Source organism: Pseudomonas sp. TE36184 (assembly GCF_054060055.1).
In genome coordinates this window covers 108,806-128,469 of the sequence record NZ_JBSSCU010000001.1, presented here as the reverse complement: position 1 = coordinate 128,469, position 19,664 = coordinate 108,806, and the positions used below count along the sequence as shown (strand labels likewise).

The 19,664-nt window shown below is 63.5% G+C and carries 21 protein-coding genes; 4 read left to right on the top strand and 17 right to left on the bottom strand.

Annotated elements, in window-relative coordinates; translation table 11 throughout:
- Nucleotides 1–2: 2 nt before the first annotated feature.
- The 17 genes from ACVWZP_RS00665 to ACVWZP_RS00585 form a co-directional block, all read right to left on the bottom strand.
- On the bottom strand, nucleotides 3–521 hold the full coding sequence (locus ACVWZP_RS00665) for a general secretion pathway protein GspN (RefSeq protein ID WP_108526243.1): 519 nt from the start codon (nucleotides 519–521) through the stop codon (nucleotides 3–5).
- Nucleotides 518–1,117 carry a type II secretion system protein GspM gene (gspM, locus tag ACVWZP_RS00660; RefSeq protein WP_457369275.1) on the bottom strand — a complete coding sequence of 200 codons (600 nt, stop codon included), beginning with the start codon at nucleotides 1,115–1,117 and terminating at the stop codon, nucleotides 518–520. Before gspM ends, ACVWZP_RS00665 begins: the two co-directional genes overlap by 4 nt.
- Nucleotides 1,092–2,090, bottom strand: a complete 999-nt coding sequence (locus tag ACVWZP_RS00655; protein ID WP_201021219.1) for a type II secretion system protein GspL — start codon at nucleotides 2,088–2,090, stop codon at nucleotides 1,092–1,094. The genes gspM and ACVWZP_RS00655 overlap by 26 nt, the downstream gene beginning before the upstream one ends.
- Nucleotides 2,087–2,788: a hypothetical protein gene (locus ACVWZP_RS00650; protein ID WP_046382758.1), complete on the bottom strand. Its 702-nt coding sequence runs from the start codon at nucleotides 2,786–2,788 to the stop codon at nucleotides 2,087–2,089. Before ACVWZP_RS00650 ends, ACVWZP_RS00655 begins: the two co-directional genes overlap by 4 nt.
- Nucleotides 2,785–3,393 carry a prepilin-type N-terminal cleavage/methylation domain-containing protein gene (locus tag ACVWZP_RS00645; protein ID WP_424801345.1) on the bottom strand — a complete coding sequence of 203 codons (609 nt, stop codon included), beginning with the start codon at nucleotides 3,391–3,393 and terminating at the stop codon, nucleotides 2,785–2,787. The genes ACVWZP_RS00650 and ACVWZP_RS00645 overlap by 4 nt, the downstream gene beginning before the upstream one ends.
- Nucleotides 3,390–3,722, bottom strand: a complete 333-nt coding sequence (locus ACVWZP_RS00640; protein ID WP_128192410.1) for a type II secretion system protein — start codon at nucleotides 3,720–3,722, stop codon at nucleotides 3,390–3,392. The genes ACVWZP_RS00645 and ACVWZP_RS00640 overlap by 4 nt, the downstream gene beginning before the upstream one ends.
- Entirely contained in the window at nucleotides 3,719–4,144 is a 426-nt protein-coding gene (locus tag ACVWZP_RS00635; protein WP_372813214.1) for a type II secretion system protein, read from the bottom strand. Before ACVWZP_RS00635 ends, ACVWZP_RS00640 begins: the two co-directional genes overlap by 4 nt.
- 7 nt (nucleotides 4,145–4,151) lie before the next feature.
- Entirely contained in the window at nucleotides 4,152–4,562 is a 411-nt protein-coding gene (gene gspG / locus ACVWZP_RS00630) for a type II secretion system major pseudopilin GspG (RefSeq protein WP_156422917.1), read from the bottom strand.
- A 20-nt stretch (nucleotides 4,563–4,582) separates the two neighbouring features.
- Complete coding sequence (gspF, locus tag ACVWZP_RS00625; RefSeq protein ID WP_108526249.1) at nucleotides 4,583–5,785, bottom strand: type II secretion system inner membrane protein GspF; 1,203 nt, start codon at nucleotides 5,783–5,785, stop codon at nucleotides 4,583–4,585.
- Nucleotides 5,782–7,491 (bottom strand): type II secretion system ATPase GspE, encoded by a 1,710-nt coding sequence (gene gspE / locus ACVWZP_RS00620; protein ID WP_301556426.1) that lies wholly within the window; start codon nucleotides 7,489–7,491, stop codon nucleotides 5,782–5,784. The genes gspF and gspE overlap by 4 nt, the downstream gene beginning before the upstream one ends.
- A 387-nt stretch (nucleotides 7,492–7,878) precedes the next feature.
- The gene (locus ACVWZP_RS00615) at nucleotides 7,879–10,269 is read right to left on the bottom strand and encodes a TonB-dependent siderophore receptor (RefSeq protein ID WP_457369274.1); all 2,391 of its coding nucleotides are present in this window, start codon (nucleotides 10,267–10,269) and stop codon (nucleotides 7,879–7,881) included.
- 176 nt (nucleotides 10,270–10,445) lie between these two features.
- A complete protein-coding gene (locus ACVWZP_RS00610; RefSeq protein ID WP_017847574.1) occupies nucleotides 10,446–10,733 on the bottom strand; it encodes a cyd operon YbgE family protein in 288 nt (95 codons plus the stop codon).
- On the bottom strand, nucleotides 10,730–10,852 hold the full coding sequence (cydX, locus tag ACVWZP_RS00605; protein ID WP_017847575.1) for a cytochrome bd-I oxidase subunit CydX: 123 nt from the start codon (nucleotides 10,850–10,852) through the stop codon (nucleotides 10,730–10,732). Before cydX ends, ACVWZP_RS00610 begins: the two co-directional genes overlap by 4 nt.
- 22 nt (nucleotides 10,853–10,874) lie before the next feature.
- Nucleotides 10,875–12,011: a cytochrome d ubiquinol oxidase subunit II gene (cydB, locus tag ACVWZP_RS00600; protein WP_082107726.1), complete on the bottom strand. Its 1,137-nt coding sequence runs from the start codon at nucleotides 12,009–12,011 to the stop codon at nucleotides 10,875–10,877.
- Nucleotides 12,004–13,575, bottom strand: coding sequence for a cytochrome ubiquinol oxidase subunit I (locus ACVWZP_RS00595; protein ID WP_046382749.1), 1,572 nt, complete (start codon nucleotides 13,573–13,575; stop codon nucleotides 12,004–12,006). The genes cydB and ACVWZP_RS00595 overlap by 8 nt, the downstream gene beginning before the upstream one ends.
- Entirely contained in the window at nucleotides 13,572–13,748 is a 177-nt protein-coding gene (gene cydP / locus ACVWZP_RS00590) for a cytochrome oxidase putative small subunit CydP (protein ID WP_017847578.1), read from the bottom strand. Before cydP ends, ACVWZP_RS00595 begins: the two co-directional genes overlap by 4 nt.
- A 159-nt stretch (nucleotides 13,749–13,907) precedes the next feature.
- Complete coding sequence (locus ACVWZP_RS00585) at nucleotides 13,908–15,239, bottom strand: sigma-54 interaction domain-containing protein (RefSeq protein WP_057005704.1); 1,332 nt, start codon at nucleotides 15,237–15,239, stop codon at nucleotides 13,908–13,910.
- Nucleotides 15,240–15,481: 242 nt separating this feature from the next.
- On the opposite strand from ACVWZP_RS00585, the gene ACVWZP_RS00580 reads away from it, so the two are divergent.
- From ACVWZP_RS00580 to ACVWZP_RS00565, 4 genes are all read left to right on the top strand, one after another.
- Complete coding sequence (locus tag ACVWZP_RS00580; RefSeq protein ID WP_017847580.1) at nucleotides 15,482–16,360, top strand: MBL fold metallo-hydrolase; 879 nt, start codon at nucleotides 15,482–15,484, stop codon at nucleotides 16,358–16,360.
- Between the two features lie 54 nt (nucleotides 16,361–16,414).
- Nucleotides 16,415–18,085, top strand: a complete 1,671-nt coding sequence (locus tag ACVWZP_RS00575) for a TIGR01244 family sulfur transferase (protein WP_457369273.1) — start codon at nucleotides 16,415–16,417, stop codon at nucleotides 18,083–18,085.
- A 28-nt stretch (nucleotides 18,086–18,113) separates the two neighbouring features.
- The gene (locus ACVWZP_RS00570) at nucleotides 18,114–18,920 is read left to right on the top strand and encodes a sulfite exporter TauE/SafE family protein (RefSeq protein ID WP_017847582.1); all 807 of its coding nucleotides are present in this window, start codon (nucleotides 18,114–18,116) and stop codon (nucleotides 18,918–18,920) included.
- 447 nt (nucleotides 18,921–19,367) lie between these two features.
- Nucleotides 19,368–19,550: a hypothetical protein gene (locus ACVWZP_RS00565; protein ID WP_017847583.1), complete on the top strand. Its 183-nt coding sequence runs from the start codon at nucleotides 19,368–19,370 to the stop codon at nucleotides 19,548–19,550.
- Nucleotides 19,551–19,664: the final 114 nt, after the last annotated feature.

Genomic DNA, 19,664 nt, shown 5'->3' with positions numbered 1-19,664 from the left:
GATCAAGGGAAGGGCTCGCGAGGCAGGGAAATCGGTGGCCGGGTCGACGGCGGCGGCAAACGCTTGGCGTACAGGTTCAAGGTTTGCGTGCGGCCGTCCAGGGTGAAACGGGCGGATTGCGGCGTGAGGTGGTCCAGGCGCCAGCCGTTGGGCAGCACCTGGCCCAGGCGTACCGTCAGCGGGCGGCCGTCGGCCTGCTTGAGCATCGCCATTTGCAGATTGCCGGTGATCAGGATGCCGCTCAGGGTCAGGTTGGCCAGGCTGCTGGCCTGGGTGTTGCCGACGGCGCGATCGGGGCTGCGATCCGCGCTGAACAGCGGGGTTTGCCAGGTGCCGGCGAGGCTGTCCAACGTCACGCTGGGGGCGACTTGCACCCGCGCAGAGGAATGCCCGCGCACCGCCGGTGCGGGCAGCCACTGCGGCTCGTCGCCGATGCTGCTCAGGATGAACGCCATCAACAGGCCCAATGCCCCGACCAGGCCGAGCAAGCCCCATTCCAAGGGGCGCAAGACACCGATCATCGGGCCACCTGCGGTTGCAGGTAACCGCGCACCAGCACCTGCACCAGCAACTGCCCCGCCCCGCCGCTGGCCGGCGCCTGTTTGCCACGGCGGATGCGCAGCTCATCGACGAACAGAAACGGCGGCTGGTATTCCAGCTCATGCAGGATCGCGGTCAGCGGTTCGATGGCGCAATCGAGGGTCAGGCTGACCTGCACCTGTCGATACGGTTCGCCGTCGTCCTGCTCCGGGGTAATGGGTTTGCGCTGGGTCAGGCTGCAGCCGCCGCCGAGGTTGGCGTGGCGGCTGATCAGATCGGCGAGGCGTTGCATCAGGTCGGCGGCGACCCCATCCGGGTCATCCCCCGGCAGCAGGCTGGTTTGGCTGGCCGGGTCCTGGTGAGCCTGCTCCAGTTGCTCGCGCAGCGCATCGCCCTGGCGCAACACGCCGGCATAGCGTTGCTGCTGTTCGCGCAGTTGTTCGGCCTGTTCGCCCATGGCACGCAAGGGCCCGGCGAACCAGCTGTCGATCAGCAGCCAGTACGCCGCGCCGAGCACCACGGCCAGGATCAGCAACGCCGTGCCACGGCGTTCACGGGGTGTGAGGGGTCGGCGCATCGGCGGCCTCCGGGCGAAGGTGGGCACGCAAGGCAAACTGATCCTTGCCGCTGCGCGCATCGGGTTGAATCACGCCTTCGAACTGCGCATTGTCCAGGCGGTGACAGCCTTTGATCCGGGTGATCAGGGCGCTGGCCTTGGCGCTTTGGCCGGAGAAGGCAATCTCGCTGCCCTTGATGTCCAACTGGTCGAGCCAGGTGTCGGCGGGCAGGCATCGGGTGAGGTCGTCGAGCAGCGCCACCAGCGGCGGCTGGGCCACCTTGCGCCGGGTCAGGTACTGCACCGCGCCGCGGGTGGCGAGCAGTTGCTGACGCAGCGCATGCACCTCGGCGACCTGGGCCTTTTGCTGCTGGACGCTGTCGTACATGGTGTCGAGCACGCGCTGGCGGTCGTTGAGCCACAGCAACATCGCCGCGATCAGCAACGCGCCACACAGCCACGGCAAGCTGCGTTGCAAACCCTTGCCCGGCGGACGCGGACGCGGGCGCAAAGGCGCGGGCAGCAAGTCGATGCCCAGGTCGCCGACATCCACGCGATGCGGCTGCAGGCCGAGGGCGGCGCAGTCGCTGAGGATCTGATCGAGGCGCTCGCGCAGGATCGCCACCAGCGTCACCTGCAGTTGGGTCGGCGTGCGCCGTTCCTGGCGTGCGACGAAGTACAGCCGATCGGCCTCGAACGGCGTGTAGCGATCCAGTTCATAGCCGACCACGGCGCTAAGGTTGCGCGCAGCGGCTACGGGCAAGTGGATGGTTTGCAGCAGCACCGCGTCGGCCGCGAGCACCAACACATGCCGCGCATTGCCCGGCGCCGACGCGACCGGCTCGCTCAACGGCCAGTGCCAGCGCTGCTCGGGCGGCTCGCGCAACGCCAGCCACGCCGGCACACACGCGCGCAGCTCCGTGAGCCACAGGCGCCAACCTTGTTGCAGCAGGCTGCCACGCCAATAACGGGCGATGGGTTCCAGTCGATTCATTCTTGCCAACGCAACACCCGGTAGGGTTGTGCGCCGTCCTCCGTTGGGCTCAATAAAACCGTGACTTGCAGGCGTGCTTCATAGCCGCCGGGGCGTTGTGCGCGGCTGTCGACCACCAGCACCTCGCCAGGGTCGGCGCCCTGTGCGCTCTGCTGCGGCAGGTTGAGGGCCTGGCGCATCAGCGCGCTGGCGAACGCCGGAGCGGGCCGATCCAGGTCGCTCCACAAGGTGAGCTCGGGCAGCAATTGGCGGTACAGCGCCTGGCTCATGCCGGGCAATTGGCGCACTTCTTCGAGCACGCGAAACGGCGCCAGCCCCTGCTTGCGCCGTGCGTCCAAGGCCTTGGCCACTTGCGCGGCCTGGGCCGGGCTGGCGCCGCAGGCCAGGGCCAGACGCGTGAGGTCGTGCGCCTCGGCGTTGACCAGGTACAGCTTGCCGCGCTCGCTGCGCAGGCTGACGTGCAACTGCGCGTCATCGAAGGTCAGGAGCCTTGCACGGCCGTCGGCGATCCAGTGCCGATCGGCCATCGCCAGGGCGACGCCGGCTTGCGCTGCGAGCTCCGTCTGGGTGTGCTGGCGATGCCACAGCGCCTGGCGACTTTCCAGCTGCACCCAACCGGCCAATCCACCCAGCAACACACTGAGCAAGGCCAGCACCCACAGCACCAGCAGCAGCGCCGCCCCGCGTTGCCGCCTCATTCGCCCGACGCTCCGCTGGCCAGGTTCAAGCGCAAGGCAATCACCTGAGTGACCCACGGCACCGGCCCGTCGACATGCGCGGCGATCCGCACCGCAGAGGGCAAGCGCCGGGGCCACGGCCACTGGTCGATCCATCCGGTGGGTTGGCCCAGGGGCGATACGCCGCGATAACTGAAGCGCAGCGCCGCAAGGTTCGTCAGCAGCACTTGCGGCGCATCGCGGGAAGCATCGGCCTGCCGTTCCAACCGCGAGAACCCCACCTGCAGATCCTCGGCGACCCGTTGCAGGGTGAAGCGCTGAATCCCGCCGCCGAGCACACCGGGCAAGGTCGCGACAAACTGCAGACGCTCGGGCTCCCCTAAGAAAAACCCGGCGCTCTGGCGGTCGTCTTCGCTGACATCCAGCGGCAACGCCTCACTGATCGCGGTGCGCAGGAACTGCTGGGCGGCGCGCATTTCGTCCAGGCTCACGGTGTACTGTTGGGCCTTGGCCACCGCACGATTGGCGCCGAGCAACGCACCGCTGAGCAGCACCAGCAGCACCGCGAGCAAGCTCAGCACCACGAGGATTTCCAGCAGAGTGAAGCCCTGCTCGCGACGCCTCACTGGCGCACCTTCAGAGTGCTGAACCGGGCCTGGCGCGACCCCTCGCTGACGATCAGGTCGAGACGATACAGATGGGCCTGCTGACGCACGCAGGTCAGTTGCCAGTGGATGCCGTCCAGCGCGCCCTGGCTGACACCCTCGACCAGGCGCCCCGCCGCTTCCTGGTCCAGCACACTCAGGGCGGCATGGGTCAGGCGGTCGCTGTGAGCCGCTTGCGCCAACGAGCGCGCGCTCTGGCCGAAGGCGACCAGCAGCACCGTGCTGCACACCGCCATCAACGTCAGGGCGGCGAGCATTTCCAGTAACGTGAAACCGGCCTGGCGCTTCATGGCAGCGCCTTGGACTGCACGCTGCCGGTCAGCCAGCCAATGTCGATGCGCCAACGCCGGCTACCGTTGGCCAGCAGCAGATGGCCGCCGGTGGAACTGCCGTCGGGATAGAACTCCACGGCGGCGCCGACCCGTTCGGCGGTATGCACGGTGACCTGCAGCTGCGGCGGCCAGGCGTGCGGGGCGCGGCCCGGGGCCTGGAAGGTCAGGCGCTGCAGATCGAATTCGGTCCTGGCCACACGCGCCTCGACTATCGCCGCGGCCCGCGTGGCGCGCAGGGCGTCGACCATCTGCCCGACCACGCGGCGCTCGTTCGCCGCCTGCACGGCCTGGCGCACACCGAGCCCCAACAAGCCGACAGCGAGGCTGATCAACAGGATGACCACCAGCATCTCCAGCAAGGTAAAGCCGCGTTGGGGCATCGGCGGGTTATTCCCAGTTACCCAGGTCGGCGCTGTAGCCGTCGCCACCCGGTTGGCCGTCCTGGCCGTAGAAGATCAGGTCGAAGGCGCCGTGTTCGCCCGGGAAGCGATAGCCGAATGCATGGCCGAACGGGTCTTTCAGCTCCGACAGCTTGGCATACGGCCCGGCCCAACTGCTGGCGTTGCCGGGCTTGTCCACCAATTGCTGCAGGCTGTTGGGCGGTGAGCCGACATCCAGGGCGTAGCTGTCGATTTTCATGCTCAGGCTGGCCAGTTGCGCCTTGCCCGCGCCGTACTTGCCCTTGTCCACATTGCCACCGACCTGGCGCACCACGATGGTCGCGACAATGCCCAGCAGCACGATTACCGCGAGCATTTCCAGCAGGGTGAAACCGCTTTGACGGCGTTGAGTTCTCATCGATCGGGTTCCTTGAAGGTTCATATATGGCTGGTCAGGCTCATCAGCGGCAGCATGATCGCCAGCATGATCACGGCCACCAGCAGCGCCATGACCACGGTGAGGGACGGCACCAGCGCGGCGAGCAGGCGCTCGATGCCACGCCTGGCTTCGATGTCGAAGATGTCGGCGACCTTGAGCAGCATGCTGTCCAGCTCACCGGCCTGTTCGCCGACGTCAATCATTTGCAGGGCCAGGTCGGGCAGCAGCGGTTGCGCACCGAACGCACTGGCCAGGGTGCCGCCGCCTTTCACCGACTCGGCGGCCTCGGCCACTTGGGCCTGCAACGCGCGGTTGGTGCAGACCTGTCGGGCGATGACCAACGCAGGCAACAAGGCCACGCCGTTGCTCAGCAAGGTGCCCAGGGTGCGTGTCAGGCGCGCCGCTTCGACCCGCTGCAACAGCGGGCCGAGCACGCGCAGACCGAGCAGGCGGCGGTCGTAGCGTTCGCGGCGCCGGGGGTCGCGCAGGCGTGCCGCCAGGGTGCCCAGCGCGACGCTCGACCCGGCCAACAGCAGCAGGCCGTAGGCGCCGAGGAATTGGCCGAGGGCCAGAATCACTTCGGTGATCAGCGGAATCGGCACGTCCAGGTCCTGGAAGATCGGCACGAACTGCGGCACCACATACGCCAGCAACAACGCCAGGGAGCCGAGCACGCCGACCACCAGGAACGCCGGATAGATCAGCGCATTGATCACCTCGCCGCGCAGCCGCTGGCTGCGTTCGAGGTAGTCGCTGAGTTGGCGCAGGGTGCTTTCCAGCGCGCCGCCGGCTTCACCGGCACGCACCATGCTCAGGTACAGCGGGGAAAAGGTGCTGCCCTCTTCTTCCAGCGCGGCGGATAACGGTTTACCCGCCTTGACGTGGTCACGGATACGCTCGATCAGTACACGCACTTGAGGCTGGCCGGGCTGCTTGAGCAGCAAGCCCAGGGAACGTTCCAGCGGCTGACCGGCGCCGAGCAACGTCGCCAACTGCTGGGTGAAACTCACCAACGCCGCGCCCGTCAACGGCCCCCGCCGCAAGGCATGGCGCAGGCCCTGGCGGCCGGCGGCGTCGATCTGCAACAGCAGCCAGCCGCGCTTGTGCAGGATCGCAATGGCGGCGCTCTGATCCTTGGCTTGCAGCGTGCCGCGCTGGGTCACGCCCTGGCTGTCGAGGGCACGGAAGGTGAACAGACTCACGCGCCCTCACCACGGGTGACGCGCAGCACTTCTTCCAGCGAGGTGACGCCCGCCACTGCCTGGCGCAGGCCTTCTTCATGCAAGGTGCGCAGGCCCGCACGTCGGGCGGCCTGCTCCAGCGTCGCGGCATCGGCGTGGCGCATCAGCAGGCCGCGCAGTTCGTCGTTCATCACCAGCAATTCAGTGATCGCGCTGCGGCCGTGGTAGCCGCCTTCGGCGCCGGGGCGATAGAGCAAGATCGGGCGCTCATCGGTGAAACGTTGCAGGCCATGTTCCTCGATCAACTCCGGCGGCGCTTCGAAGGCGACGCGGGTCGCCGGGTCCAGGCGCCGCACCAGGCGCTGCGCGAGGATGCCGCTGACGGTCGAGGCGATCAGGTAACTTTCCACGCCCATGTCCAGCAGGCGCGTGATGCTCGCGGCGGCGCTGTTGGTGTGCAGGGTGGAGAGCACGAGATGGCCGGTGAGCGACGACTGGATCGCGATGCGGCAGGTTTCCAGGTCGCGGATCTCGCCGATCATGATCACGTCCGGGTCCTGGCGCACGATGGAGCGCAGCGCACCGGCGAAGTCCAGGCCGATGGCCGGCTTGACCTGGATCTGGTTGATGCCTTCGAGCTGGTATTCCACCGGATCTTCGACGGTGATGATCTTGCGCTCGGCGCTGTTGAGCCGCGCCAGCGCGGTGTAGAGCGTAGTGGTCTTGCCGGAGCCGGTGGGCCCGGTGACCAGCAGGATGCCGTGGGGCCGTTCGAGCACGTCGAGGAAGGCGGCCAGGCGCTCGCCGTCGAAGCCCAGGCTGGGGAAGTCGAACTGCACGGTTTGCCGGTCGAGCAGGCGCATGACCACCGACTCGCCGAAGCTGGTCGGCACCGTGGACACCCGCAAGTCCAGCGCCTTGCCCTGGATGCGCAGCATGATCCGCCCGTCCTGGGGCAAGCGCCGCTCGGCGATGTCCAGGCGCGCCATGATCTTCACCCGCGAGATCACCGCCGCCGACGAACTGGCCGGCGGCGCTTCGGCGTCGTGCAGCACGCCGTCGATGCGGTAGCGCACCTTGAGTTGGTTTTCGAAGGGTTCGATATGGATGTCCGACGCACGCTGCTCCACCGCCCGCTGCAGGATCAGGTTGACCAGGCGGATCACCGGCGCTTCGGAAGCCATGTCCTTGAGGTGTTCGATATCTTCCAGCGCGCCGCCCTGCTCATCGAGGTTCTCGATCAGGGTGCCCATGGCGGAACGGCCCTGACCGTAATAGCGCTCGATCAGCGTCTCGACTTCAGTGCGCGGGCCGATGGCCAGCCACACCGGCACATCACAGGCGTAGGCCAGGGCCTGGAAGGGATAATGCTGCGCCGGGTTGGCCGCGAGCACGCGCAGCCCGCCGTGGACCCAGCCCATGGGCACCACCTGGTAATGGCGCATGAAGCGCTCGGTGAGCGTGGGCAACGGGTCGAGCAACGGCGGCGCGGCATCGGCGAGCAACAGCGGCGCGCCGAGCAACTCGGCCCAGGCGCGCGCCAGTTCGACTTCGGACACCAGCCCCAGGCGCGTGAGCAGGCCGAGCAGGTCACTGCCGTCCAGGGACAAGCGCCGGGCGCGCTCCAGGTCGACGGTTTTCAGCCCGGCGTGCTGCATCAGCCACACGCACACGCGGTCGGTGTGCGGTATCTGCGTATGGCAGGCATCGATGGGCATTGACGACATAGTTGGGGGTCTAGTTGCGAGAAAGTATGGCTATTTGGAACTACTGGATATAAAAATAAAATGCCATTAGTTCGCCACGCCGCAGTCGGAGTTAACTGGGTTAATCGACTGGAAGTTCCAGCGCTAGTTCCTGAAGCGGGGAAACAAACTGAAAAGAATAGCCTGCGACCGCCTTGAAACAGCCGCGAAAGCCTTGATTTAAAGCCTCCAAGCCGACACCCAAGGATTCAGCTAATTGCAATTAGCCACTTCGCTAATCAGAGCCAGGCGCCGAAGTTTTTCCTCGACGCGCATCAAGCTCCAACTTTCAAACAACCTTGTTGTTGATCTTCATTGCCGCTGAGCGCTGGGTTTGCCGCGTGGTAGCAAACACAGACGATCGGCCAGTCAGAAGTCGACCGTCGCCGACAACAGGTAAGTCCGCGGCGTCGACAAGGTCAGCCCCGGTTCGCTGTCGTCCGACGCGCCCGCCGAGCTCCAGTAGCGTTTATCGGCGACGTTTTCCACATTCGCGCGCAGAGTGATGTGTTTGTCATCGACCTTGAACGCATACCGCGCGCCCACGTCGATGCGGTTCCAGGCGTCGATTTCCTTGGCGTTGGCCTGGTCCAGGTATTGCGAGCTGGAGTAGATGCCGCGCGTGGTCAGGGTCAGGCCTTCGAGGCGCGGCACGTCCCATTCCGCGCCGAGGTTGACGTTGTACTTGGGCGTGGCCGGGGCGCGGTTGCCGTCGAACGTGCCGTTGGTGGTGTGGGTCAATTCGCTGTCGATGTACATCACGCCGCCCAGCAGGCGCAGGCCCTTGAGCGGTTCGCCGAACAGGCTGAGTTCCACGCCGTCGTTCTGGCGCTTGCCGTTGGGGCCGAACACCCGCGAGGTGGCGTTGGTTTCATAGGCCGGTTGCTTGATGCGGAACACCGCGGCGGTCACGGCGAACGCACCGGCGTCGTATTTGGCGCCGACTTCCACCTGGCGGCTGATGAACGGCGGGAAGATTTCATCTTCGTTGACCGAGGTGGAAGGCGCGACCTTGCCCTGGCTCAGGCCTTCCAGGTAGTTGGCGTACAGCGACAGCGCGTCGGTGGCCTTGAACAGGATGCCGCCGGACGGCGAGATTTTTTCTTCGTCGTAGGCGGTGTCGCCTTTGACGTTGTTGGTCCAGTCATCCACCTTCACCCGCTGCCAGCGTGCGCCGAGGGTCAGCAGCAGGCGATCGTCGAAAAAGCCCAGGGTGTCGGACAACGCCACGCCGCTGAATTTATTCTCGGTGTATACCTGCGCATCCTGGCGGATGGCGGTGGACGGCGTCGGTGTTTGCACCGGGTTGTAAAGATTGCTCGGCGCCGCCGCATAGCGTGCGCCGCCGTTGGTGAAGTCCATGTAGAAGTAGCTGGCCGCCAGGTTGACCTCGTGGCTCACCGGCCCGGTATGGAACCCGCTGCGCACGCCTGCCGTGGCGGTACGCACATTTTCATCGCGGCTGAAGTCGCGCGGCTGCACGCTGAAATCCCCTGCACTGTTGCTGACGGAAACGGCGTGACGCAGAAAGTCGTGGTTGCTTTTGCGCGCGCCGACACCGCCGTAGAGCATCAGGTTATCGCTGAGGTCGAACTCGGCATTGAGCGTGCCGAACGTGTCGTTGGTGCTGGCCTTGCTCCACGACTGCGCGTAGTTGCGGCGCACCTCGTTGGCGCTTGGCACCGGGGCCGCGGCGGCCACCTGCACGCGTTCCTGCGGGGCGTTGGTGTCGCGCTCGGTGTGGCCGATATCGCTGGAAAGGCGCAGGCGCTCACCGCGAAAATCCAGGCCCAGCACGGCCATTTCACGGTCGACACGCTGGTGGTCCCACTCGGTGTCGCCGGCCTGTTTCACGCCGTTGAAGCGCAGGCCGAACTTGTTGTCCTCGCCGAAACGCCGGCCCACGTCCACCGCGCCGCCAGCCTGGCTATCGGAGGCCCAGGTGCCGGTGAACGAGTTGATGTCCTTGTCGGTGGCGCGCTTGGGCACCACGTTGATCCCGCCGCCCACACTGCCGCGCGGCGAGATGCCGTTGATCAATTGGCTGGGGCCTTTGACGATGTCGACACGGTCGGCCATTTCCATGTCGATGGTGTAGGTCGGCAACACGCCGTACAGGCCGTTGTAGGCCACATCACTGTTGAACAGGCTGAACCCGCGAATGGTGAACTGTTCATAGCGCCCACCGGCCGGGTTGGTGGCGCGCACCGACGGGTCGCTGGCGATCAGGTCGCCGAGGGTCCGCGCCTGCTGGTTCTTCACCGCCTCCTGGGTGTAGGTGGTCATGCTGAAGGGCGTGTCCATGAAGTCCCGCGAGCCCAGCAGGCCCTGCGAACCGCGTCGCGCCACTTGCCCACCGGCGTAGATATCGCCGTCGGCTTCGCTGCGGGTCCCGAGGATGGCGGTCGGCGCCAGTTGCAGGCTGCTGCCCTGTGGCACCGGCACCAGCATGTAGGCCTGCTCCCCCATCGGCTGCAGTTGCAGGCCGGAACCTTGCAGCAGGCGGGCAAAACCTTCTTCCACCGCGTACTCGCCGGATAAACCACTGCTACCGCGGCCACTGACCAGCGCCGGGTCCACCGCCAGGTTGACCCCCGACAACCCGGCGAAACGGGTCAACGCGGCACCCAGGCTACCGGCCGGCACTTGGTAGCTGCGGCGGGTGGCGGTGTCTTCGGCATAGCTGATCGGGGTAAACAGTGGGCTGGCGCTGAGGCTCAGCATCAGGCTCAGTTTGAGCAAGGGGCGGACGGCGGGCATGGGCGGAAGCTCTCGATTTTGTTCACTTACCTGGAATGACAGGCGAGGTGAAAAAAAGGGACAGGCTTCCGCGCTTTTTCTAGCAAATAACCACTAAGGCTCAATCAACCGACAGGTTGACTCGACGATCCCGGCGCCGCGCAGTACCGCCACGGTGGCGTCGGGATCGTCCGTTTTCAGTGCAGGAACTTCAACCAGCCAGCCAGTGCCAGCGCGGCAAAGCAGGTCCAGCCCGAGAACAGCCAGCGCCACACGCGCGCACGCGGCACGAACCCCACGCCCCGCACAAAGGCCACACTCATCGCCGCGAACAAGGCCATTGCCAGCCCATGATCAGCTTTGCCGTCCGGGGTGGCCATCAGGGGCGGATAGAGCGTACACACCAGCATGATCGCGATCGCGATAAGCAGGCTCAGCGGGTGAATGCGTGAGGGCGCCGGAGCCTCGGCGACACGCGGCATCATGGCCGCGGCTCCTCACGGTCGCTCAGGGCACGCCCCGCTTCGTTCTCGCCCCACATCGCATTCAATATGGCCAGCAACAAGGCGAAACCGACTCCCAGCATCCAGGCGAAATACCACATAGTCTTTGCTCCTCTGATGGCGTTAGTAGGCCGAATGTTCGTTGGCTTTGATCTGTGCCACGGTGACCTTGCCGCGCATGACGCGATAGGCCCACGAGGTGTAGATCACGATCAGTGGCATGAAGATCAACGTGGCCCAGAACATGATCGCCAGGCTCAGATGACTGGACACGCTGTCCCACACGGTCAGGCTGGCCGCAGGCACGGTCGACGACGGCATGACGAACGGGAACATCGACACGCCGGCCGTGCTGATCACCCCGATCACCGCGAGCGACGAGGCGACAAACGCGGCCAGTGTGCGGCGCATCATCATCAACAACGCAGCACCAGCTGCGCCGCCCAAGCCCAGCGCGGGCAGCAGCCACAGCAGAGGGTAATGACCATAGTTGGCCATCCAGGCGCCCGCTTCGCGTACCACGGTTTTGTTGAGAATGTCCGGCAGCCCGGCGGTATCCACCACCGAGGTGATGCGATAGCCGTCGATCGATTGCAACCACACACCGGCAATGACGAATGTACACAGCAGCACCAGCGCCGCGCCCACCCCGCCCTTGATGGCACGGGCCTGGATCACGCCTTCAGTGCGGTGCGCCAGATAGGTACCGCCTTGCAGGGTGATCATTGCACTGCTCACCACACCGGTCAGCAGCGCAAAGGGGTTCAGCAGTTGCCAGAAACTCCCGGTGTAAGTCGATACCAGCATGTTGTTGAAGTGGAACGGTACGCCTTGCAACAGGTTGCCGAACGCGATGCCGAACACCAGCGGCGGCACGGCCCCACCGACAAACAGCCCCCAGTCCCAGGTGCTGCGCCATTTGGCGTTGTGAATCTTGCTGCGATAGTCAAACCCCACCGGGCGGAAGAACAGCGCCCACAGGACCAGAATCATCGCCCAATAAAACCCGCTGAACGCGGTGGCATACACCACCGGCCACGCCGCGAACAGCGCGCCGCCCGCGGTGATGAACCATACTTGGTTGCCGTCCCAGTGCGGCCCTACGGTGTTGATCGCGACGCGGCGTTCCACGTCCGAGCGGCCCACGAAGGGCAGCAAGGTGCCGACGCCCATGTCGTGGCCGTCCATGATGGCGAAGCCGATCAGCAGTACGCCGACCAGTGCCCACCAGATAAGTTTCAGGGTGAAGTAATCAAGCATGATGGAGTTCCTTCATGTTGGCATCGTGGGCATAACGGCCGGTTCCGAGGCTGCCCGGCCCTTGGCGGGCGAACTTGACCATCAGGAACATTTCAACCACCAGCAGCACGGTGTAGAAAGCGACGAAGCCTGCCAGCGAGCCATAGAGGTTATTGACGCTAAGGGTGGAGACACTCATGTGAGTGGGCAGCACGCCGTAGATGGTCCAGGGTTGACGGCCGTATTCAGCGACGAACCAGCCCAGCTCGCAGGCCAGCCAAGGCGCCGGCAGCATGCAGAGCGCCCAACGCAACAGCCAGCGACGGCGTGTGCAGACCGACTTCAAGGTGCTCCAGAAGGCCAGCCCGAACAGCAACAGCATGGCGAAACCCAGCGCGACCATGACCCGGAACGCCCAGAACATCGGGGTCACGTGCGGTACGGTGTCGTTCATCGCCTTGTCGATGATCTCCGGCGTGGCCTGGTTGACGTCTTCAACGTACTTTTTCAGCAGCAGGCCAAAGCCGAGGTCCGCTTTGTACTCTTCGAAGGTATCGAACGCCGCCTTATCAGTGCGATCGGCCCGCAGGGCTTCAAGCGCATTGACGGCGGTAATGCCACGCAGGATGCGCGCGCGGTTTTTCGCTTTGATGTCATGAATGCCCGGGATCTGCTTGCTCACCGAGCGCGTGCCGATCAAGCCCATCACCCACGGCACATCGACTTCCCAATTATTCTTGGACTCGGCTTCGTTGATGCTGGCCAGCAAGGTCAGGCCGGCTGGCGCGGGTTTGGTTTCCCACATGGCTTCCATGGCCGCCAGCTTGGTTTGCTGCGCCTCACCCACGGTGTAACCCGACTCATCCCCCAGCACGATGACGCTCAGCACCGAGGCCAGGCCGAACGCCGCCGCCACCCGGAAACTGCGCTTGGCGAACTCGACATCGCGATTTTTGAGCAAGTACCAGCTGGAAATCGACAACACAAACATCGAACCGGTGACATAACCGGCAGACACCGTGTGTACAAACTTGGCCTGAGCCACCGGGTTGAATACCACGGCCCAGAAATCAACCATCTCCATACGCATGGTGATGTAGCTGAATTCCGAGCCGACCGGGTTCTGCATCCAGCCATTGGCGATCAGAATCCACAGCGCCGACAGGTTGGTACCGATGGCCATCAGCAACGTGACCAGCAAGTGGTGCTCTTTCTTCAGGCGATCCCAGCCAAAAAAGAACAGACCGATCATGGTCGATTCGAGAAAGAACGCCATCAAGCCCTCGATGGCCAGCGGGGCACCGAAGATGTCGCCCACGTAGTGCGAGTAGTACGCCCAGTTGGTGCCGAACTGAAATTCCAGGGTGATACCGGTTGTCACCCCCAGGGCGAAGTTGATGCCGAATAACTTGCCCCAAAAGCGCGTCATGTCCTTCCAGATGACGTTCCCGGTCATCACATAGACGCTTTCCATGATGACCAGTAGCCACACCATGCCAACCGTCAGCGGTACGAATAGAAAGTGGTAAAGCGCAGTGGCTGCGAACTGCAGCCGTGACAAATCCACCAGTTGTTCTGAGATCACTTGCTTGCCCCTTGAGTCGAGGTGGGTACACCGAAACGGTTGCCGACGATGTTCGGGTCGACACTGACGTGCGAATCCCGGATGAACAGCCACCACAGCACGCTCAGCAGCACGAGCTTGATCAGCACCGCGGTGAGTAGATGGCGTAGTAGGCGTTTGTCGGAAATAGTCATGTCTATGCACTAAGCACAGGGCATGCCAAAGCCAGATCTTCTATTTTTATCGTTATAAAACAATTGGTTATGAGTTTTTTAGCGGTAGCCCTGGCGCACCGCTGCTGGTCAATGCGCTGCCAGTCTGGCAGCTTGGCAGTCACTGGCAGTCGTAGAGGGTTAGGCCAGGCCTTGTTCCTTCAGGCGCCGGTACAAGGTCCGGTCGCTGATCCCCAGGTGCTTGGCCAGTTCGCTGCGGGTGCCTTTGAATGTGGCCAGGGCCTGCGCCAGCGTGCTGCCGTCGAACGGCGTCGAAGCCGCAGGCGCAGCCTGAGGTGGCGGCGCCACGGAGGCCTGGGGTAAATGGATGGCGCGGATGACCCCATCGTCAGCGAACAGGCTTGCTCTTTCCAGGACGTTGCGTAACTCACGCACATTGCCTGGCCATGAGTACTGCTGCAGGGCTGCCAGGGCTTCGGCATCGATGGTCAGTCGACGTTTGCCGGCACCACGCCGTTGCAGGAATGAATTCACCAGCAAGGCGATGTCTTCTACCCGATTGCGCAAGGGCGGCAAATGAATGGGGAAGGCGCTGATGCGGTAGTACAGGTCCTGCCTGAACTCGCCTTTTTCCATCATTTTTTCCAGCGGCTTGTGGGTGGCGGCAATCAACCTGAAATTGGCGTGGAAGGTCTCGACACTGCCGACCCGGCGATAGGTGCCCGATTCGATCAGGCGCAACAGTTTGACCTGCATGGCCAACGGCACATCGCCAATCTCATCCAGGAACAATGTGCCGCCCTGGGCGGTTTCGACCAAGCCGGGCTTGCGGGTGATGGCGCCGGTGAAGGCGCCTTTTTCATGGCCGAACAGCTCGCTCTCAAAGAGTGTTTCGGTCAAGCCCGAGCAATCCACCACGACAAACGGCCCGCTGGCCCGTTCGCTGGTTTCATGGACGGCGCGCGCGAACAGCTCCTTGCCGGTACCCGACTCGCCCAGGAGCAGCACCGGCAGCATGGACGGCGCCACCCGCTGCAGTTCCGACAGGGCAAGGTTGAAGGCCGGTGAACAACCGACCAGCCCTTCGTTGCTCGGCCGCGCCGAGGCGCTGCGCACCAGCGTCAGGCGCTCAACATAAGCGGTGATCACCCCATGTTCGTCGAGGATCGGCCGTAATTCGACGTCGACATGCTCAGGCCCCCGAGGCGTGTGGTGGATGTGCAAGACACGATCCGGCCCGCGCTTTTCCTGGGCCTTCTTCATCGGGCAATTCTCACCCGCCTGGTCACAAGGGACGTCGTAATGGTGTGAGATCTGATAACACTTATGGCCGATAAAGGGTTTGTCAGCGCTGCCGAACTGGCGCTGATAGGCCGTGTTGGCTGCCAGGATGTTGTAGTCCGGATCGAGCACGATCATCGGATTGGGTTCGTGTTCCAGAAACGAAACAAGCGACTGCACTTGATCCGGGTGTGGAACGGCGTTGGCTGGGGTAGGCAGAAAAGTCTTCATCATGGCTCCTGGAATCCATTTTTCCATCCTGTTGTGGCACTGCCACCTCTGTCAAGGCACTGCCAATGGCAGAAGAATCCCCCAGATACAGGCCTGAATACCCCTATACAGAAACACAAAGCCCAATAAAATCAATTGGATATTAGGCTATTTCGGCAAAACCATGGCCTGGCAAACTTATTGCTATGTCAGTCCTTAGTCTAAGCGGCTCGAAAAAAAAGCCCCCCCTAAGGAGACAGTTCATGCGCGTCAAACTTCACGTCGAAGGCTTCTTCGACTCTGCCACCAACACCGTCAGCTATCTGGTACTGGACGAGACCACCCTCCACTGCGCGATCATCGACAGCGTATTGGATTACGACCCTAAATCCGGCCACACCGCCACCACGTCCGCCGACCGCCTGATCGCGCGGGTGAGCGAGCTGAATGCGCAGGTCGAGTGGATTCTCGAGACCCACGTCCACGCCGACCACCTGACCGCCGCGCCCTACCTGAAAGAAAAGCTCGGCGGGAAGATCGGCATCGGCAGCCAGATTTCGACGGTACAAAAGGTCTTCGGCACGCTGTTCAATGCCGGTAGCGATATGCCCCGCGATGGCAGTCAGTTCGATCACCTGTTCGTCAACGACGAGTCGTTCAGCATTGGCACGCTGCACTGCACCGCACTGCATACACCCGGCCATACGCCGGCCTGCATGACTTATGTCGTCAGCGATGGCAGCGAAACGGCAGCCTTCGTCGGCGACACGCTGTTCATGCCCGACTACGGCACCGCCCGCTGTGACTTCCCCGGCGGCAATGCGCGCACGCTGTTCCAGTCAATCAACAAAGTGTTGAGCCTGCCGGCGGATACATTGCTGTATATGTGCCACGACTACCAGCCGGGCGGCCGCGAGGTGCAATTCGTCAGCACCGTTGCCGAACAGCGCGAGCAGAACGTGCATGTGCGTAATGGCATCAGTGAGGAGGAGTTCGTGGCGATGCGTACCAAGCGGGATGCCTCGATGGACATGCCGACCCTGATCCTGCCCTCGGTCCAGGTCAACATGCGAGCCGGGCATTTGCCCGAGCCTGAATCGAACGGGATTCGCTACCTGAAAATCCCACTCAACGTCGCCTGACATTCCCCCCACCCTAAAAAAATCATAAGAAAAATACCCATAACGGAGACACTTATGGATATCCGCCGCCTTGCGCCTGCTTTATCAGTATCAGAACAGATTTTCCCCAGCCAATTGGCCGAACTGAAAGCCGCCGGCTTTCGTGCCGTCATCTGCAACCGCCCCGATGGCGAAGGCAGTGACCAACCGTTGTTTGCCGAAATCAAACGCGCCGCCGACGCGGTCGGCATCGAAGCGCACTACCTTCCCGCCGAGTCGGGCAAAGTCACCGACGAGCAGGGAATTGCCTTCGGCGAGTTGCTGGAAACGCTGCCCAAACCGGTGTTGGCTTATTGCCGGTCCGGGATGCGCTCGACAACGATGTGGGCGCTGTCGCAAGCAGGTCAGCACGACCTGCCGCACATCGTCGAAAGCGCCAAAAAAGCCGGCTTCGATATGAAAGGCGTGATCCGGCGGATCGCGAACCAGGGCCGCACGCCGGTCGAAGTGGCCGAAGCACAACATACCGTGGTCATCATCGGTGCCGGCGCGGCGGGTATCGCCACCGCCTCCAGCCTGCTGGCCCGCGCGCCGGGGCTCGACATTGCGATCGTCGACCCGGCCGATGTGCATTACTACCAACCCGGCTGGACGCTGGTCGGCGGTGGTGTGTTCGATGCGCGCCAAACGGCGCACACCATGGGCACCACCCTGCCCCGCGGCGTGCATTGGATCAAGGCGGCGGTGGCGGCTTTCGAACCCGAGCGAAATGCGGTGATTCTGGATGGCTGCCGGGTCGTCAAATACGAGCAACTGATTGTGTGCCCCGGCCTGAAGCTCGATTGGCATGCCATCGAGGGATTGTCGGAGACCCTGGGCCGCAATGGCGTGACCTCCAATTACCTGTATCACCTGGCGCCTTATACCTGGGAAAAGGTCCAGCAACTGCGGGGTGGCCGGGCGATTTTCACGCAGCCGCCGATGCCGATCAAATGCGCCGGGGCGCCGCAAAAAGCCATGTACTTATCGGCCGACCACTGGAAACGCAGCGGTGTGCTGGATGCCGTCGAGATCGAGTTCTACAGCGCCGGCGCGGTGCTGTTCGGGGTTCCCGATTATGTGCCCGCGCTGATGGAATACGTCACCGCTTACGGCATCGACCTGAATTTCGGCAACACCCTCACCCGCGTCGATGGCCCGGCGCGGACGGCCACGTTCAGCGGCGTGAACCCGGATGGCAGCCCCCGTGTGCTGACCCGTGAGTTTGATTTGCTGCACGTGGTGCCACCGCAGGTCGCGCCGGACTTCATTCGGGTCAGCCCGCTGGCTGACGCGGCCGGCTGGATCGATGTCGACCCCACCACGCTGCGCCACAAAACCTTTGCCAATATCCATGCGCTGGGCGACGCGGCCAACACGAGCAACGCCAAGACCGCGGCCGCTGCGCGCAAGCAGGCGCCGGTGGTGGCGCATAACGTGCTGGCAGCCATGGGCAAGGCCAACGGTTGCGCGCAGTACGACGGTTACGGCTCCTGCCCGCTGACGGTGGAGCGCGGCAAGATCGTCCTGGCGGAGTTCACCTATGGCGGCAAGGTCGCCCCCAGCTTCCCGTCATGGCTGATCGACGGCACCCGCCCTTCCCGGCTGGCGTGGCTGCTCAAAGAGCGGATTCTTCCGCCGCTGTATTGGAAGGGTATGCTCAAGGGCCGCGAATGGCTGGCGAAACCCGAGTTGACCGACCAATGAAATCAGCGCTGAACGCAAGGAGACTGAGATGATCATCGTCTTACTGCTCGGGCTGACAGTCGGCGTGATTCTGGCCCTGACCGGCGCCGGCGGCGGTATACTCGCAGTGCCGTTGCTGGTGTTTGGGGCGGGCTTGAGCATGGCCGAGGCCGGGCCCATCGGGTTGTTGGCGGTGGGCCTGGCCGCGACGCTGGGCGCGGTGATGGGCCTGAAAAACGGCACCGTCCGCTACAAGGCGGCGCTGTTGATCGCCACCGCCGGGATCATCTGCTCGCCGCTGGGCCTGTGGTTGGCGCAGCGCACGCCGAATCGTCCGTTGACGATCCTGTTTGCCTGCGTGCTGATGTACGTGGCGTTCCGGGTATTCAAACGGTCGTTGCCGCCGTCCCCGGCGTCGAAGGCCGCCGTCGCGACCAAACCGCCGCCCTGTGTATTGGACGCCCAACGCGGCAAGCTGAACTGGACGGCGCCGTGCGCCTGGGCGCTCACGGTGTCGGGCGTGATCGCGGGCGGGCTTTCGGGGTTGCTCGGCGTGGGTGGCGGCTTTGTGATGGTGCCGGCGCTGCAGCGCTACACCAATTTGACCGCGCAGTCGGTGCTGGCGACGTCGCTGGCGGTGATTGCGCTGGTGTCGATGGCCGGCGTGGCCGCCAGCTCGGCGGCCGGGCATTTGCAGTGGGCCGTGGCCCTGCCGTTCTCCGTGGGCGCCTTGTTTGGAATGGCCGGCGGGCGCCTGATCGCGGCGCGGCTGGCAGGCCCGCACTTGCAACGCGGATTTGCCGCCGTGTCGATGCTGGTGGCGGTGGCCCTGCTGGTCAAAGCGCTTGGATCATGAGCGCGGATTCCCGACTTTCCAGGCGTGCGTGAAACACGCCTGTCAGGGTTCAACGTCACGCTTCGGTCGTGCCTGGCAGGCGTGGGCATTGGCGCGCCATCGTGGCAGCCGTTGATCACCCGGGCCGCCAAGATACAAGTACCCGCACGGCACGTTATTAGATAAAGGCTAAATAAATATCCAACTTACCGGCTGAATCGAATCACTGGCTTAATCCGAGAAAATACTATAAGTGCGCGCGCAACATTATAAATCGCATGAATATGCGCCCCAAAGGAATTGAACTTTACCGCCTCACCCGTTAGCCATTAGTCGAATACTGCCTTTCGCGGACAGCGTTTTATAGTGTGTAATAGAAAAACCATCCACTATTAAAATTGATCCTCGGTACTTTGAATGTCGCCCATCCCCTCTTCGCCGAATACCCTTCCGATAAATGAGGAGCTGTTGCAATTACTCCAAGCGACGGCTAACGCCCAAACCGCCTGGATGACAACTGTCAATCATTTGGAAGCGGCCTGTGATGAGGTATGGCTGGCTCGCATGTGGGAAGTCGAACACCTTGAAAATCAATACAGGGCCTGCCAGGACCAGCTGTTTTCCTATCTGAAAAAAGCGATCAAGATCTAGACTTATCAGTACGGCCCTGCACTCTTTTCGGTCGTTCGCGCGCCGAAAACAGCGCCCGCCAGAACTCGGGCCGGCTGAATATTCGACTAAAGTACAAAGCCGCACTACGCGTGT